The following is a 16,624-nucleotide window of genomic DNA, read 5'->3' as shown; positions in this document are numbered from 1 at the left end:
GTGTGGTAACCCACATCTTGCCCGGAGGCCTTCATCTACCCCGCGTGTTCACAACCTGCCGGGGAAGTACAACTAGAGGCGGGGGTCATCGTGCGATTTCCGTAGTCGGGGATGGCCCGGTCCGATGATGGGTGGGTAGTTCCACGGTGAAGACCGCGCCCTGCCCGACACCGGGGGAGGCGGCGGTGAGGCGTCCGCCATGGGCTTCGGTCAGGGCCTTGGAGATGGTCAGCCCGATCCCGGAGCCACCGTGGTCGCGGTCGCGGGCGGTGTCGCCGCGGTAGAAGCGTTCGAAGAGGTGGGGCAGCTGCTCGGGGCTGATGCCGTCGCCGGTGTCGGCGACACGGATGGCCACCCGCCCTGGGACCTGTCGGATGGCGCTGAGCGTGACCTGTCCGCCGGGTGGGGTGTGGCGCAGGGCGTTGGAGAGCAGATTGCCCAGCACCTGGCCCATGCGCTGCCGGTCGGCCGAGATGTCCCCGGCGGCCTCGCCGACGTCGACGTTCAGGGCCACGCCTTCGGCGGCGTAGGCCTCCCGGTGGGTCTCAGCGGCTGCGCGCACCAGCTCGACCACGGGTTGTTCGGCGCGCTCCAGGACGATGCGGCCCTCCTCCGCGCGGGAGACGTCGTGGATGTCCTCCACCAACCGGGTGAGTCGGGCCAGCTGATCCCCCATGAGCTCGCTGGTGGTCGCGTCCCAGTGCGCGACCCCGTCCTGAAGCGCCTCCAGGTACACGGTGAGCACAGAGATGGGGGTGCGCATCTCATGGGCCAGGTCGGAGAGCATCCGTCGGCGGGTGTCCTCGGTGCGCTCCAACTGGGCGGCCATGGTGTTGAACGCCCCGGCCAGGGCATCCACCTCCGCGCCGGCGCCCATCGCGGGGACCCGGGTGTCAAAGCGACCGCGGGCCATAGCCTGGGCCGCCTGGGCGAGCGCGTCGATCGGGCGCTGGAGGCGGCGGGTGAACAACCACGTGACACCCAGCGCGCACACCAGGGCAGTGGCCAGGGCCACCCCCAGGGTCCAGAGGTTGGTGTCGCGGTAAGCCTGTTCCACATGCATCAGCTGGGTGGCACCCTGTCCGGCCCCAGCGCGCAGCAGGTGTTCGTGGAAGATCGCCGGGCCGGCCAAGGATGCGGCGAGGACCGCGGCAAGGATACTGGCGATCACCACGATGGCCTGAGCCAGGAAGAACCGGGAGGCCAACCCCCGTGGGCGGTGCCCGCTCATCGGCTTGCCATCCGGTAACCGACACCGCGGACTGTGCTGATGCAATCAAGATCGGGTTGTGCGTCCATGAGCTTGCGGCGCAGATGTCCGATGTGCACGTCCACGATCCGCTCGTCGCCCACCCAGGACGGATCCCACACGATGTCGATGAGCTGACGGCGGGAGTAGGCCCGCCCGGGGCCGGCCGAGAGGGTTGCCAGGAGGTCGAACTCGGTGCGCGTCAACGCGACAGCGTCTCCGGCCACCCGGGCCTCGTGGGCGGCGAGGTCGATGGCCAGGTCCCCGAAGACCCGTGGTGCCTCTCGAACGGCGACGGTGCGCGGGCGGCGCAGCACGGCATGGACCCGGGCGACGAGTTCGCGCACGCTGAAGGGTTTGGTGATGTAGTCATCGGCCCCCACCTCCAGTCCGGCCAGCTTGTCGTCCTCGTCCCCACGGGCGGTGAGCATGAGCACATAGCACTCGGAGAAGGACCGAAGGGCGCGGCACACCTCGATCCCGTCCAGTCCTGGCAGTCCCAGATCCAGGACCACCACGTCCGGGTGCTGGCTTCGGGCTGCTTCAAGGGCGGCGGGACCGGTGTGGGCCTGGCCCACGGTGTAGCCGGCGCGGACGAGATAGGTCGCGATCATCTGCGCCAGGGGCTTCTCATCGTCGACCACGAGCACCCGTCCCGGAAGGGTCGCGGAATCGGTGCCAGGGTTCATGCCTCCAGTGTGGCCCCCACGCTGTGGCCGGGTCACCGCAAGAGCGCTGACTCTCCGCAGTCTTCGCTGAATCTTCAAGAAAAACCCAGTCATTGTGCCCGCGCCCGGATCCAGAATGGTGGTCGTCGTTCGTGCCCTGCTGTGCCTCGGAAAGGAATCATGACTCAGGTTTCCCGCAGACGGTTGATGACTGGTGGCTTCGGCCTGCTCAGTGCTGGTGTCCTGGCAGGGGGTGCACCTGCCATGGGTTCCTCCGCGGCACCGTCACGTCCCGGCCGGGCCCTGGTGGAGAAAAAGCTTGTCGCACAGCCGGCGACCCTGGACCTGGGAGGCCTGCCGGTCGATACGTGGGCCTACGGTGACACGGTCCCCGGACCATTGATCCGGGCCACGGCCGGGGATCGGCTGCGGATCACCGTTGAGAACCAGTTGCCGGCTGAGACCACCGTGCACTGGCATGGCATCGCCCTGGAAGCCGCCGCCGACGGAGTGCCAGGGCTGACCCAGGACCCGATCGCCGCCGGGAGCACCTACACCTACGACTTCACCGCACCGGATCCGGGGACCTACTTCTACCACCCCCACGTCGGGGTCCAACTGGACCGGGCTCTGTACGCCCCGCTGATCATCGACGACCCCAGAGAACCAGGGCGCTATGACCACGAATGGGTGCTCGTGCTCGATGACTGGCTCGACGGCACGGGACGCACTCCCGAGGAAGTGCTCCAGATGCTCACCTCCTCCAGTGGGAACGAGGCCGGCCACGGAGGCATGGCCGGAATGGGCCACGGGGACATGGACATGAGCTCCCCGGAGGCCATGGGCGGTATGGATCACGGAGCAATGATGGGCGGTGGAGACTCGCCCTACGGCCAGGACGCTGGGGACGTCACCTACCCGCACTACCTGATCAACGGCAAGGTGCCGGAGGCCCCGGATGTGCTGGCCGCCAAACCGGGGGACCGGGTGCGGCTGCGGATCATCAACGCCGCCGCCGACACCATCTTCACCGTCGCTCTGGACGGGCACCGCATGGAGGTGACACACACCGACGGGTTCCCCGTGAAGCCGCAGGAGACGGACGCGCTGGCCATCGGGATGGGTGAACGCTACGACGCCACCGTCACCCTGGCCGACGGGGTCTTCCCGTTCGTGGCCGCCCCCATGGGCAAGGACGGCCAAGCCCTGGCCTTGATCCGCACCGGCCCCGGCGCCGCCCCAGCCCCGACGGTGACCCCGAAGGAACTGCGTTGCCCGGCCTTGATCGGCGCCGACCTGGAACCGGCCGAGACCGCCCGGTTGGAAACCCGAGACATCGACGTGGCCCTGCCTATGGCGATGACCGGACAGATGGACCCGTACCAGTGGGGGTTCAACGGCGCCCCCTACGGCAAGAACGATCCACTGATGATCCGAGAAGGCCAACGCGTCCAGCTGGACGCGACCAACCAGACCATGATGCCCCACCCGCTGCACGTCCACGGCCACACCTTCGCCCTGCCCAACGGATTGCGCAAAGACACGGTCATGCTCGCCCCGATGCAATCCCTGGCCCTGCAACTGCAAGCCGACAACCCCGGGAATTGGATGGTCCACTGCCACAACCTCTACCACGGCGAGGCCGGAATGATGATCGAGATGAGGTATCGCTAATGACCCTGATGCCCCGACGGGCTCTCCTCAGCTTAGGCCTGGTCACAGGAACCGGGCTGGCGGTCGCAGCCTGCTCCCCGCAGCCGGACACCTCCACATCAGCCCCCTCCGGTGAGGGCGCCGGCGGGGCCACGGCGATCACCCATGTTCATGCCATCACGCGCGCCCCGGACGACGGGGTCGTGCTGCTGGCCACCCACGAAGGCCTCTACCGTCTCGAGGACGGGGACCTGACCAGGGCCGGGCCCATCGTGGATCTGATGGGCTTCACCATCGCCGCCGACGGCCGCTACCTGGCCTCAGGCCACCCCGGCCCGGGTGTGGACCTACCCGAGCCATTGGGGCTGGCCGAGTCCACCGACGGCGGGCAGAGCTGGAGCGTGCTCTCTCGCGGCGGGGAATCGGATTTCCACGCCCTGGCTGCCGGCCCCGCCGGGATCGTCGTCTTCGACGGGCAGCTTCGGTTCAGCCCCGACGGGCGCACCTGGCAGACGCGCTCCATCCCCTCCGCCCCGGCCTCCCTGGCCGTGTCCCCGGAATCGGGCGTGGTGCTGGCCACCACGGAAAACGGCGTGCTGCGCTCCACCGACGACGGCGCCAGCTGGTCCCCCTTGAACACCCCCCAGCTGGCCTCGTTGGTGGCCTGGGCCGATGACCGCACCATCGTCGCCGCCGGGATCGACGGGCGCCTGCTGACCAGCACCGATGCCGGGGCGAGCTGGACCTCCAGCCAAGAACCTATCGGGGAGGTCACCGCCCTGGGCGCCAGCCGCACCGATGACGGGGACGTGGAAGCGCTGTTAATGGCAGACAACCAGGTGCTGCGCACGGTGGACGGGGGAGCGATCACCCAGCAGCTGTTGTGATAACCGGCACTGCGAGCTGACCAGGGTTGACACCCGCAGGGTGGGCCCGACGCAACAAGACAACATCAGGGAGACGATCATGAGCGAGGCCTCTGCGCATCAGGGGGCTGGCCCGGTGGTGAGCGCCGAAGGCGCGGCCATATCGCGGAAGCGGCTGAGCGGCATCGACGCAGCACGGGAGTTGGCTCTGATCGGGTTGACCGCCATCCACTACCTGCCCGCCCTGCTGGCCGGAGCGGGGATAGGAAGCATTACAGCTTCCCGGGAAACCCCTCGCCAAACATACCCCCGGGGGGTATTGTTGGGATGAAGGAGGCAACGATGACGGATCCACATCCCCACCACCAGGGTGGGACCTCGCCCTTGCACGAGGCCCCCACCCCCGAACACCCCCATGATTCCCAGGACGAGCACTCGGGCCACCAGGGACACGGCGACCACGGAGGTCATGGCGGGCATGACCATGTGGCCATGTTCCGTCGCCTGTTCTGGATCTCCCTAATCATCTCGATCCCCACGATCCTGCTCAGCGGCAGCTTCGCGCACCTGCTGGGCTACCGGCTGCCGGACAACGCCCTGATCACCTGGGTCCCCGTGATCCTCGGCACCGTGCTCTACGTCTGGGGCGGGCGTCCGTTCCTGACGGGCGCGGTCGACGAGCTTCGGCAGCGCAAGCCCGGCATGATGACCCTGATCGCCCTGGGCATCTCGGTGGCGTTCTTCGCATCCTGGGGCAGCCACCTCGGGCTGCTGCCACCGGACCTGGAGTTCTGGTGGGAGCTGGCGCTGCTGGTCGTGATCATGCTGCTGGGCCACTGGGTCGAGATGGCGTCGCTGGCCCGCACCTCGAGTGCGCTCGATGAGCTCGCGGCCCTGCTGCCCGACGAGGCCGAGGTGGTTGACCCTGACGGTTCGACGCGCACGGTCGCGCCCTCGGACCTTGCCGTCGGTGACCGCGTGCTCGTGCGCCCGGGCGGGCGCATCCCCGCCGATGGTGAAGTGGTCGAGGGCGAGGCCGATATCGACGAGTCCATGGTCACCGGTGAGTCGGTGCCCGTCACGCGCGGTGCGGGAGCCCGGGTCGTGGCCGGCACTGTGGCCACCGATCGGCCCTTGACGCTCGAGGTCACCGAGATCGGCGAGAACACGGCGCTGGCCGGTATCCGGCGTCTGGTCGAGGACGCGCAGTCCTCCTCGACCCGGGCCCAGCGCCTGGCGGACAAGGCGGCGAACCTGCTGTTCTGGTTCGCCCTCATCGCGGCCGCGATCACTGCCGTCGTGTGGGCGATCCTCGGCACACCCGGCATGGCGCTGGTCCGTGTCGTCACCGTCCTGGTCATCGCCTGTCCCCACGCCCTGGGGCTTGCGATCCCGCTGGTCGTCTCGATCTCGACCGGACGGGCCGCCCGCCAGGGCATCCTCGTCTCGGACCGCCAGGCCCTCGAGGGGATGCGCAGCATCGACACCGTCGTGTTCGACAAGACCGGCACCCTCACCCGCGGTGAGCCCGCTCTGCTGGGCGTGGCGCTGGCACCGAACGCCCCGGCGGGGATGGATGAGAACCGTCTCGTGGCCCTGGCAGCCGCGACCGAGGCGCAGAGCCAGCACCCCCTGGCGCGGGCGATCGTGACCGCCGCACAGGACCGCGGCCTGGACGTGCCGCGGGCCACCGGCCACGACAGCGCGACCGCGGTCGGCGTCTCGGCCACGGTCGAGGGCACCGAGATCCGCGTCGGCGGCCCCGCGCTGCTCAGCCAGGCCGGCGCGCAGCCGCTGCCTACCGATGCATGGGATCAGGACGGGCGGATCGTCCTGCACGTCCTCGTCGAGGGCCGCGTTGCCGGGGCCCTGGCCTTGGCCGACGAGGTCCGCCCCGCGGCCCGCGAGACGATCGAAGCCCTGCACCGGCTGGGGATCGAGACCGCGATGCTGACCGGCGATGCCCGCAACGTCGCCGAGGCCGTCGGCCGCGACCTGGGCATCGACCGCATCGAGGCCCAGGTCCGCCCCGAGGAGAAGAACGCCCGGGTCCGCCAGCTGCAGGAACAGGGCAAGAGGGTCGCGATGGTCGGCGACGGTGTGAACGATGCTCCGGCTCTGGCCCAGGCCGATGTCGGGCTCGCCATCGGTGCCGGCACCGATGTCGCGATCGCCTCGGCCGGGATCATCCTCGCCTCCGAGGATCCGCGCGCGGTGGTCTCGGTCGTGCGGCTCTCACGCGCCTCATACCGCAAGATGGTGCAGAACCTGTGGTGGGCTGCCGGCTACAACCTGATCTCGGTGCCGCTGGCAGCCGGCGTGCTGGCCCCGATCGGGTTCGTCATGCCCATGGCCGTCGGCGCGCTGCTCATGGGCGCCTCCACGGTGGTGGTCGCGTTCAACGCGCAGACGCTGCGCGGCCTCGACCTCACCGCGGAAGGGGCGGCCGAATGGGCAAGGAACCAGACCTGACCCGGCCCGTCACCATGGCCCTCAACACTTCGCCCGCCTGTTCTCATCGGGCCGGCACCGAGGCTTTCGGGCGATCCGCGCCTGAAGGAACAGCAACGAAGCAGCATCAATGAAGGAGACGAGATGAAGAAGTCCAGCTGGACCACCGGCATCACCGCCACCGCGGCCGCGGCCGCGAGCATGCTCGCGCTGACCGCCTGCGGAGGCACCGCCGAGCAGGACGAGGCACAACCCGCACCCACGCAGACGGCATCCGAGGCGGCGGCTGCGCCGGCCACGCCGTCCGAGTCATCGGGCATGGACATGGGCATGGGCATGGATCATGGCTCCGGGGGTATGGCCGGGCACAACCCCGAGGGTGGGCCCCCGCCCGAGGGCATCGAGACCGCGCCCGAACCCACCTACCCGGTCGACTCGACGGTGGTCCTCACCGCCGATCACATGCCCGGCATGGCCGGATCGGAGGCCACGATCACCGGTGCCTTCGACACGACGGCCTACTCGGTGAGCTACACGCCCACGGATGGCGGCGAGCCCGTCGTCGACCACAAGTGGGTCGTGCACGAGGAGCTGGAGGATCCCGGTGAGGCGCCGCTTCCGGCGGGCACCGAGGTCGTCCTGAATGCCGATCACATGCCCGGCATGGACGGCGCGGAGGCGACGATCGAGAGCTCCACGCAGGAGACCGTGTACATGGTCGATACCACGATCGATGGCATGGAGATGACCAACCACAAGTGGTTCGTCGAGAGCGAGCTCCAGCCCGCCGAGTAAGCGCGAGGGACGGCGTCCCGGCCCGCGCGTCTTCACGAACTCTTCATGGCTTCGCCCTTCCGCTTCTCGCCGGTCGCTGTCTACGGTCAACGGAGCGGGTTGGGGCCTACCAACCCGCTCCGTTCGGGTCGGCAGACGGAGCGAGACCATGTCTCATCACGTGAGCTCGATGCTGGAGACGTACCCGAAGGACCTGGTCGTACTCGATCATGAGAATGCTCTCGGCGATGCGCAACGAGTTCGGCAGACACGCGGTCAGGAACGTCGAGGAAGGGTCCTGCGGCGTCGAGGCCGCCCCTGGCGAAAGCCCCGGCTCACCCCGCGGGGCGGTAAGGCCGATGGTCCAGCCGACGCTGGTCAGAGCGCGCTGGTGAACGTGGTCTCCCGGGCCCGACGCCGCTGAGCGCGGACCCGCCCCGCGGGCCTGACCTCGGTGGCCCATTCCAGCCCCGGGTGAGGGTGAGGGCGCGTGATTTTTCCGGGTTCGGTGGCGCCGGAGCAGGCCGTCATCTGGTTTACGGCAACAAGGGACCGTCGAGCGCCGCCCACAGGAGGCCGGCCAGGATACCCAGGGCCAGGCTCACGGTGGCGGCGACGCCGGCGGTGGCCGCCGGCCAGGCGGCGGTCCCGCCGCGTGGCGGGAAGCCCGGGGAGTCCTCGGCTGGGTGGGCGAAGACTGGGCCGAACCAGCGCAGGTAGTAGAACAGGCTGAGCGCGCTGTTGAGCATCACCATCAGTGCCAGCCATGTGTAACCACCATCCCAGGCGGCCGAGGCCGTGGTGAGCTTGCCGACGAACACCCCCAGCGGTGGGGTACCTACCAGTCCCAGCAGCGCCACAAGCAGCGCCAGTGCCAGGCCCGGTCGGGACCGGGCCAGACCCCGGTATGAGCCAAGTTCACGATGCCGGGGCAGGGCGGCCGTGACAGCGAAGGCCGCGACGTTGGTGACCGCGTAGGCGGCGAGGTAGAACAGCAGCGAGGGCAGGGCCAGGTCACTGCGCCCGGCGGCGGCCACGGGCACCAGCAGGAAGCCGACCTGGCTGACCGTAGACCAGCCCAGCAGTCGGCGGGGGTCGGCTTGCCAGTAGGCGGCCAGGTTGCCCAGCAACATTGAGGCGGTGGCCAGCAGCGCGGCGATGAGCAGCCAGGTCCCGTCGCCGTCGGGCAGCATGGCCACGAGCCGGTACACGGCCACCATCGCCCCGACCTTGGGCACAGTGGTGAGGAAGGTAGCGGCGGTGACCCCGGCACCCTGGGCGGCGTCGGGCACCCAGAAGTGTAGGGGCGCCCCGCCGGCCTTGAAGAGCAGGCCCGCAAGCACACCCAGCACACCGGCCCCCACGGCTGCGCCCGGTGCGGCGGGAAGCGCCTCCCGGAGCGCGGCATAGTCTGTGCTGCCGGCCAGTGCGTAGAGCACGGTGACCCCGAGCATCAGCAGGATCCCGGAGAGCGCGCCCAGCAAGTAGGTCTTCAGGGCCGCCTCCGCCCCGGCGGCCCCACCCCCCAGCCCAACGATCCCGTAGAGCGGGATGCTCGCCAGCAGGAACCCGACGATCAGCACCACCAGGTCGGTGGCCCCGGCGAGCACCATGACCCCGGTGGTCGCGAACAGCAATAGCGCGTAGGTGTCGGACTCCCGGGCGGAGCCGCCGATCTCGCCGGCGGCCACACCCAGGACCAGCAGGGTCGTGAAAGCGGCGATTACCCGGGCGGCATTGGTGGCGATGTCCACGGCGAAGGTGCCACTGAACGCGGCCTGTGTCGAACCGGCCATGGCAAGCGTGGCGGCCCCTGTAGCGCCCAGCAGGACGGCGGCGGCGAGGACTCGGGCGATCCACTGTCGATCCCGGGGCAGGAAGGACCCCCCTAGGAGCACCACGAGACCGCCGACGAAGACGATGATCTCTGGCAGCAGCAGCTCGGGCCGCATCTGCATCCCGGACATCCCGGCCTCCACCGAACTACCTCCCCACCAGGCCGACCAGCGCCGCCGAGGCCGGCCCGAGCACATCGAGCAGCACCCGGGGCAGCACGCCGATGAGCACCGATAGACCCAGCAATGGGACCACCGACCACAGCTCTTCAGCGCGGACGTCGGCGAATCCGGCGGATCGACCCTCCGTGGGTCCGGTGAAGACCCGTTGCAGGGCCCGCAGGAACAGAGCGGCGGTGACGAGGATGCCCAGCAGCGCGATCGCGGTGACTGGGGCGACGGCCACACTGCCGGCGAAGATCTGGAACTCCGCGATGAACCCCGAGAACCCCGGCAGGCCCAGGGATGCGAAGGCCCCGATCGCGAACAGGGCCGCGTAACGCGGGGCCGGGCCGGCCAGCCCACCGTAGGAACCCATGTCGTAGGTGCCCGCCCTCTTCTGCATCACCCCGGCCAGCAGGAAGAGCGCGGCGGTGATCAGCCCGTGGCTGACCATCTGGGTGACCGCGCCGGTCACCGCCACGGAACGAGCCTGGGCGGCATCGTCGACCACCAGCCCAACGGCCCCGAGGGCGAGGACGATGTAGCCCATGTGGTTAACCGAGGTGTAGGCGATCATGCGCTTGAGGTTCGTCTGGGCCAGAGCCACGAACGCCCCGTACAGCACCGAGACCACACCGACGGCCACGATCACCCATGCCCACGCCCGCCAGGCCTCCGGCAGCATCGGCATGGCGATGCGCACGAACCCGTAGGTCCCCATTTTCAGCAGCACCGCGGCCAGTACCGCCGATCCGGTGGCCGGGGCGTCCGTGTGCGCGGGCGGCAACCAGGTGTGGAAGGGCACGGTGGGGGTCTTCACGGCCAGACCCACCAGGATCGCTGCCAGCACCAAGCCTCCGGCCAGCGGGTTCCCGTCCAGCGGGGTGGCCGCGACCAGCTCCGGGATGTCAAAGGTGTGCGGGGTGGAGGCCACGTAGAGCCCGATGAAACCCAGCAGCAGGGAAAGGGAGCCCAGGAACGTGTAGAGGAAGAATTTCAGGGCCGAACGGGCGGAGCTGCCGTGCCCCCACCCGGCGATCACGAAGTACATGCCCACGATGGAGAGGTCGAAGAAGACGAAGAACAGGATGAGATCGGCCGCCACGAACACACCCAGACTCACGCCCTGCAGGAACAGGAACAGGGCCGCCTGCGCCCGGGGCCGGTCGTTGTCCCGGAAGGCGTAGACGGCGCAGGCCAAAAAGACCACCGCGGTCATCGCCAGCAACGGCAACGACAGACCGTCCACGCCCACGTGATAGCTGCTGCCCACCCCCGGGATCCAGGGCATCTGCTCTTCGAACGCCAACTCGTTCGCCCCCGGCGTCTCGTAGTTGGCCCAGAGCACACCGATGAGCACCAGTTCGGCCACGCTCACCGTGACCCAGATCCAGCGAGCGGCGGCGGGCCGGATCGCGGGGACCGCGGCCAGGACGGCGGCGGCCGCCAGGGGCAGGAAGACGATCGTACTGAGCATGCTCATCCCATCACGGCATAGACGGAGTAGGCGGCGACGCCGATCGCGAGGACCGCGACGGCCTGGAAGAGGTACTGGTGGATCGCCCCGGTCTGCGGGGCACGGGCCAGCTGTCCGAGCCGGCGGATCCGGGCGGCCACACCCTCGACGGTGGCGTCGATCCCGGCGTCGTCGATCTGGGCGGCGGCGCGCCCAGTGGCCTCGGCGGCGGCCGCAGTGGTCTCGATCCCAGGGTCGAGGACCCGATCGTCGACCTGTGCAGCTGCCCGGGCGATCCTGGGCACGGCCCCGGCCACGGCGTGCACGGCGCGGTCGAGCACATGGTCGTCGAACCGCGCCAGGGCGTGTGCCACGGTGAAGGCGGGGCGGACGACCACGGCGTGCGCGGCGGCCTCCAGGCCCAGCCAGTGCAGAGCCCACCCCGGCTCGGGGGCACGCCAGTGCAGCAGGGCTAGCAGCACGGCCAGGGCGAGCCCGGCCGAGACCAGCAGCCCCAGCGGGGACACCCCGCCGTGGCCGCCCAGCGCCTCAGCGAGCACCGGGCCGAGCGGCGGCAGGGCCAGCACACCCAGCACCGCCGCCCCGACGGCGAGCACCACCAGCGGGGCCTGCTCCAGCACCCCCACCTTTCCGGTGCCGCCCTGCTGCGCCTGCACCGGCACGCCGCGTCGCCAGACCGTCCACAGGGCCTTGCCCGCATAGGCCGCCGACAGGGCTGCCGCCAGGAGTCCGGCGGCATAGAGCCACGGGGAGGCCTCCAGCGCCCCGGCCAGCACAGCGTCCTTGGTCGCCCACAGCGACAGCGGGGCGATCCCGGCCAGGGCCAGCGCCCCGACGGTGGCGGTGACGCCCACCAGCCGCCAGCGACGGGCCACCCCCCGCAGCCGATGGAGCTTCTCGGTGCCCAATGCGCTCAGCCACGCCCCGGCCGCCAGGAACAACAGCGCCTTGGTCGCCGCGTGGGCCACCAGATGGGCCGTGCCCCCACTGACGGCGCCCACACCGGCGGCCAGCACCACGAAACCCATCTGGGCGACCGTGGAGGCGGCCAACAGTTGCTTGAGCTCCCGCTGTGCCAAGGCCACGGCCCCCAGCAGTACCGCGGTGACCACCCCGATCCAGGCCGCCGCCGGACCGGCCCACCCGGTCGCGGCCAGCAACGGCTGCATGCGCAACAGCAGGTAGCCGCCCATCGCCACCATCGCCGCCGAATGCAGCAGCGCGCTCACCGGGCTGGGACCGTTCATCGCCCCGGACAGCCAGAAAGAGAACGGTAACTGCGCGGCCTTGCCCAAGGCCGCCACCAAGATCCCGGCGGCGAGCACATCCCGCCATGGGGCGGCGGCATCCGGCAGGTCGGCCAGGGCCATGCCGGCCCCACCGGCCAGTGCCGCCCCCGCCGCCACGTAGAGGCCGAGGTCGGCGGTGCGGGTGGTGATAAAGGCGGTCAGCCCCGCGGAAACCCGGTGGGGCTCCCGCCACCAGAAGCCGATCAGGGCGTAGGAGGTCGCCCCCATGATCTCCCAGGCGAACAGCAACGCCGGCAGGCTCGCTGCCGCCGCGGTAGTCAGCGCCGCGGCGGCGAAGACCAGCATCAACCCGTGGAACCGCGCCCGGGAGGACCGGATGTTTCCGGCGGCAAAGACCAGCACCAGAAGGGTCACCGTGGTGACCATCGGTACGATCAGCGCGGCGAGGGCGTCGACCTCCAGGGCGAACTCGGCCCCCGCCACGAACGGGACCGCCAGCGTCGGGCGTGCCAGGGCAGCCACGACCCCCAGGGCGGTGGTCAGCACGGCAGTAGCCACCGCGATGGGTGCCGATGCTGCCTCGGCCCGGCGGGATAAAGACAGTCCGGCGCCGACCACAGCGGGGAGCACCACCATCGCCAGTAGGGCCGCCTGCCCCCCGGTCATCGGGCGAGGTCCTCAGCCATGTCGGTCATGTCGGTGCGCCGACGACGGTGCACCAGCGTGGCCACGGCAAAGCCCATAGCCATCTCTACGGTCATCGCCGCCAGCACCACCAACAGCAGCACCTGCCCGGACGGGTCCGGGGCCAAGAACCACCAGAACCCGGCCGCGGCCAGCAGCACCCCATTGAGCATTAGCTCCAGGCCCATCATCACCATCACCACCACCTGCTGGGACAGCGCCCCGTAGAGGCCCACCGCGAACAGCGCGGCGGCCACGACCAGCACGGTCTGGAGCGTCATCGACCCACACCCCCGGCCTGAGGATCGTCCGCAGGGCGCCGGCGCAGGTCGTCGCCGAACCGGTCGTAGCGGCTGCGGTGGGCGGCCAACACCACCCCGGCCACGATCGTGGCCACCATGACGGGGCCGATCACCGCCATGACCAGCATCTTCTCCCCCATGATCTCCAGACCCAGGGCGGCGGTGACGTCCTCGGGCGGGACCCCGCGTCGTTCCGGCCACGGGATCAACAGCGCTCCGGCGGCCAGGAGCACGAAGACACCGGCGGAGGCGCCGATGGCGGTCTTCTTCCCGTGCGTCATGTCCATGGGCATCAGCGCCGGGTTCATGCCCATGAACATCACCATGTACACGGCCATCACCGCCATCTCCATCACCATCATCAAGATCGTGATGACCCCCAGATAGCTCTGGCCCAGCAGCAGGATCTGCACCCCTACAGCAATGAAGGACAGTGCCAGGGCATAGGTGGCCCGGGCCATCGAGTCCACCACGAACACGGCCACCCCGGCGGCCACCGCCACCACGGCCAGCACCCAGAACGCGATACCGATCAGCATGATCTCAGGCCTTCCCCACGACGATGAGAGCAACGACCAGGTCCTGCAGGAGCGCGGCCGGCAACATCACCACCCACCCGATCTCCATGAAGCGGTCCGGCCGGAGCGCGGGCAGCTTCCGTCGCAACCACACCAGCACGCCCAGCACCGCCGCGGTCTTCACCAGCGACCACGCCCAGCCCGGCAGCACCGGGCCGGCGCCCCCGCCCAGGAACAGCGGCACTGAGAACGCAGCACCCGCGGCCAGGAACGCATAGCGCCCGGCCAGGAAGACGAGGCGGTCCACCCCCGAAAGCTCGGATAGCACCCCGCCGGCGATGTCAGCGCCCAGAGCCGGGGCGGACGGCCCCCACACGGAAAAACCCGTGACACCCACGAGAAAGACCACGAACGCCACCGGCATCCACACCACGAACCACAGCCCCTCCTGGGCCGCGACGACGTCCCCGACGCTCAGGCTACCGGCCGCGATCGCCGGGGCCACCAGGGCGAACATCAGCGGCAGCTCGTAGGCCAGCCCGTGGGCCAGGAACCGGTAGCCGCCCACCAGGCTGTGGGTCGAATTCGCTCCCCAGCCCGCTAACCACACCAGTGCCCAGACCATGACGTCGACCGCGTTGAACCACACCACGCCCACATCGAGATCTGCCAGGGCCCACCATCCCAGGGGCACCACAGCCACCATCAGCAGCGCACCCATCAGCATCCCAGCGTTCCCAACCCGCCACAGCACGGCGTCAGCGGCCACTGTGGTGCGCCGCCGCTGGCGCAGCAGTCGGGCGGTGCCGGCCAAAGGCGCCCCCCAGCCACCGCCGAGGCCCTGCGCCCGGTCGGACAGACCAGCGTCCAGGGCAGCCGCAAACACGGCCAGACCGCCCAGCAGCACAGCTGCCAGGACAGCCCAGTAACCGGGCACGGTCATCACCACGGCCTCAGGCACGGGCCACCTCCCGGGCACCCGGGAGCGGGTCCAGGTCAAGACTGGCCACCGCCAAGCGCACAGTCGCCAGCTCCAGTCCCGTCATCAAGTGCGGGAGCTCGTCCCAGACCACCGCACCTGTCCCGGACGGATTCATCGGGCCACGGTCATGCACCTGGGCCCGCACCCGCTCTACGAGCGACACCAGGCGGTCGTGGGCGTCCCCGAGGCAGGACATTGGCAGGCCGTGATCTTCCAGGTCGGACGCCGTGAGCGGCAGCACGCCTCGCAAAGACCAGCGCAGCAACCGGGACCGCCGCACTGCCCGGTGCAGCCGTGTGACGGCGTCTCGTGCAGCATCCCCATTACCGTCGAGCAGCGCATCCCGAGCCCGGCGCGCACGGACGGCAACGTCCTCGGCCCCGGCCAGTGCCAACAAGGCCATGGCGTTGTCGCATCGCACCGCAGCCCACGGCGCTTGCGCGGGGTGTCCCTCGCCGGGCCCATGGTGGTGCGCATCGTCAATGACGGACGCCCCCGCCTCGACTACGACATCACCCTGCAACGCGCAACGTAATACCAGGCCGGCCGGCCAGAACGGCAGCACAGGACCCCACGGCAGATGAAGAACATCCATCTCGAGGCCGTCGCGGTCCTGACCTCCTGTCGCGAGTGGGATCCCTTCCGGGGCCATGTCGATCCCACCATGCCCGCCGTGGTCCATGCCGTCGTGGCCACCATGGCCCATGTCGCTGTGATCTGCGCTCTGGTGCTCCCCGTGATGGCCGTGGCCGCCGTGATCCATGCCGTCGTCGTCACTTTGGCCGTGGGGCTCGGGGAGCTGAGGTCTCTCTGGTCGGTTCTGGGCGTCCGCCCGATGGTGCGGGGTGTCGAGCAGCAAGGTGGCAGCGTCGTCGAGGGCGGAGCTCACGTGGGAGAGAGAGCCGATGTCGGCGCGCACACGCGGGCCGGGCATCTGCTCCCAAAGCTGACCCACGTTCTCAGCCAGCGCGGGGCCCGGGATGCCGCACACGGCAAGCACGTCCGCGTCTGCTGGTGTCCAGGCGGGGCGCCAGCCTCGGCGCAGCATCTGCTGTTCCAATCCGACACGGGTCCGCCACTCGCCGGGCACCTCGACCACGAGAACATGGGTAGCGCGAAGGGCATACCTGGCCAGGGCGTCGGTCAGACCCATCGGAAGGCTCCTTCCCTCCACGCCCACAGCACGGCGACGAGCAGGGCACCCAGGAACAGGAACATCTCTGCCACCGCGGAGGCGCCCTTCTCGAGCACAACCACCGCCCATGGGTACATGAACAACATCTCGACGTCGAAGGCAAGAAACACCAGAGAAGCCAAGTACCACCGGACGTGGAACCGGGAGAGAGCGTGCTCATGCGGGATCCAGCCGGATTGGAAGGGCAGAGAGACGATCAGACGAGCCGCAACGGCAGTGCGCCGGTGCAGGGCATAGAGAAACACCACGACGAGCATAGCCACCAACGCCATAGACACCAGCCCCGAATACATGGCGGTCCTCCAATCGGGGGGGGAACTTGTCCGAACGACTGCCAGGAGCAACTCGCCCGAGCCCCAACATACCCCGGCTAAGTATTCCCTGCTCTTTAGGAGCGTGGGCGTGAGGAACGAACTGATGACAGATTCGGTTTAGGCCGCGAGTGTGAGCGGCTCGGTTAGTTTCGCTTCGAACTCGATGGGCGTCAACCCGCCGAGCGTGTCCTGCGCTCGCTGCCGGTGATACTTCCGCCCGATCCAGACCACGATGGCCAGACGC

Annotated in this window: 14 protein-coding genes and 1 pseudogene; 4 read left to right on the top strand and 11 right to left on the bottom strand. The window is 69.6% G+C overall.

Going from position 1 to position 16,624, the window contains the following annotated elements; all coding sequences use genetic code 11:
* Positions 1-85 precede the first annotated feature (85 nt).
* Positions 86-1,231: an ATP-binding protein gene (locus tag GWK18_RS12085; RefSeq protein ID WP_123825782.1), complete on the bottom strand. Its 1,146-nt coding sequence runs from the start codon at positions 1,229-1,231 to the stop codon at positions 86-88.
* Positions 1,228-1,938 carry a response regulator transcription factor gene (locus GWK18_RS12080; RefSeq protein WP_123825780.1) on the bottom strand — a complete coding sequence of 237 codons (711 nt, stop codon included), beginning with the start codon at positions 1,936-1,938 and terminating at the stop codon, positions 1,228-1,230. Before GWK18_RS12080 ends, GWK18_RS12085 begins: the two co-directional genes overlap by 4 nt.
* A gap of 159 nt (positions 1,939-2,097) precedes the next feature.
* Between GWK18_RS12080 and GWK18_RS12075 the strand changes: the two genes are divergently transcribed.
* The 4 genes from GWK18_RS12075 (at position 2,098) to GWK18_RS12060 (ending at position 7,682) form a co-directional block, all read left to right on the top strand.
* The gene (locus GWK18_RS12075; RefSeq protein ID WP_123825778.1) at positions 2,098-3,591 is read left to right on the top strand and encodes a multicopper oxidase family protein; all 1,494 of its coding nucleotides are present in this window, start codon (positions 2,098-2,100) and stop codon (positions 3,589-3,591) included.
* On the top strand, positions 3,591-4,457 hold the full coding sequence (locus tag GWK18_RS12070; RefSeq protein ID WP_123825776.1) for a F510_1955 family glycosylhydrolase: 867 nt from the start codon (positions 3,591-3,593) through the stop codon (positions 4,455-4,457). Before GWK18_RS12075 ends, GWK18_RS12070 begins: the two co-directional genes overlap by 1 nt.
* Positions 4,458-4,778: 321 nt before the next feature.
* Positions 4,779-6,908 carry a copper-translocating P-type ATPase gene (locus tag GWK18_RS12065; RefSeq protein ID WP_166835523.1) on the top strand — a complete coding sequence of 710 codons (2,130 nt, stop codon included), beginning with the start codon at positions 4,779-4,781 and terminating at the stop codon, positions 6,906-6,908.
* 123 nt (positions 6,909-7,031) lie between these two features.
* Positions 7,032-7,682: a YdhK family protein gene (locus tag GWK18_RS12060; RefSeq protein ID WP_233568837.1), complete on the top strand. Its 651-nt coding sequence runs from the start codon at positions 7,032-7,034 to the stop codon at positions 7,680-7,682.
* A gap of 515 nt (positions 7,683-8,197) precedes the next feature.
* Here GWK18_RS12060 and GWK18_RS12055 read toward each other — a convergent pair.
* The 9 genes and pseudogenes from GWK18_RS12055 to GWK18_RS12015 form a co-directional block, all read right to left on the bottom strand.
* Positions 8,198-9,628: a proton-conducting transporter membrane subunit gene (locus tag GWK18_RS12055; RefSeq protein WP_233568836.1), complete on the bottom strand. Its 1,431-nt coding sequence runs from the start codon at positions 9,626-9,628 to the stop codon at positions 8,198-8,200.
* A gap of 16 nt (positions 9,629-9,644) precedes the next feature.
* Positions 9,645-11,141 (bottom strand): NADH-quinone oxidoreductase subunit M, encoded by a 1,497-nt coding sequence (locus GWK18_RS12050; protein ID WP_245193302.1) that lies wholly within the window; start codon positions 11,139-11,141, stop codon positions 9,645-9,647.
* Entirely contained in the window at positions 11,138-13,051 is a 1,914-nt protein-coding gene (locus GWK18_RS12045) for a proton-conducting transporter membrane subunit (RefSeq protein ID WP_123825770.1), read from the bottom strand. The genes GWK18_RS12050 and GWK18_RS12045 overlap by 4 nt, the downstream gene beginning before the upstream one ends.
* On the bottom strand, positions 13,048-13,350 hold the full coding sequence (locus GWK18_RS12040; RefSeq protein WP_166835521.1) for an NADH-quinone oxidoreductase subunit K: 303 nt from the start codon (positions 13,348-13,350) through the stop codon (positions 13,048-13,050). Before GWK18_RS12040 ends, GWK18_RS12045 begins: the two co-directional genes overlap by 4 nt.
* A complete protein-coding gene (locus tag GWK18_RS12035) occupies positions 13,347-13,910 on the bottom strand; it encodes an NADH-quinone oxidoreductase subunit J (RefSeq protein WP_123825766.1) in 564 nt (187 codons plus the stop codon). The genes GWK18_RS12040 and GWK18_RS12035 overlap by 4 nt, the downstream gene beginning before the upstream one ends.
* A gap of 4 nt (positions 13,911-13,914) precedes the next feature.
* A complete protein-coding gene (locus tag GWK18_RS12030; RefSeq protein ID WP_123825764.1) occupies positions 13,915-14,850 on the bottom strand; it encodes a complex I subunit 1 family protein in 936 nt (311 codons plus the stop codon).
* Positions 14,843-16,024, bottom strand: a complete 1,182-nt coding sequence (locus GWK18_RS13250; protein ID WP_233568835.1) for a hypothetical protein — start codon at positions 16,022-16,024, stop codon at positions 14,843-14,845. Before GWK18_RS13250 ends, GWK18_RS12030 begins: the two co-directional genes overlap by 8 nt.
* A complete protein-coding gene (locus GWK18_RS12020; RefSeq protein WP_245193300.1) occupies positions 16,015-16,338 on the bottom strand; it encodes an NADH-quinone oxidoreductase subunit A in 324 nt (107 codons plus the stop codon). The genes GWK18_RS13250 and GWK18_RS12020 overlap by 10 nt, the downstream gene beginning before the upstream one ends.
* Positions 16,339-16,497: 159 nt before the next feature.
* Positions 16,498-16,624, bottom strand: a pseudogene (locus GWK18_RS12015) (IS3 family transposase); the annotation flags it as partial.

The sequence above is a fragment of the Kocuria sp. JC486 genome, assembly GCF_011602805.1.
Lineage (GTDB): Bacteria > Actinomycetota > Actinomycetes > Actinomycetales > Micrococcaceae > Kocuria > Kocuria soli.
The sequence above is the reverse complement of the archived record's forward strand: the minus strand, read 5'-3'. Positions and strand labels throughout refer to the sequence as shown.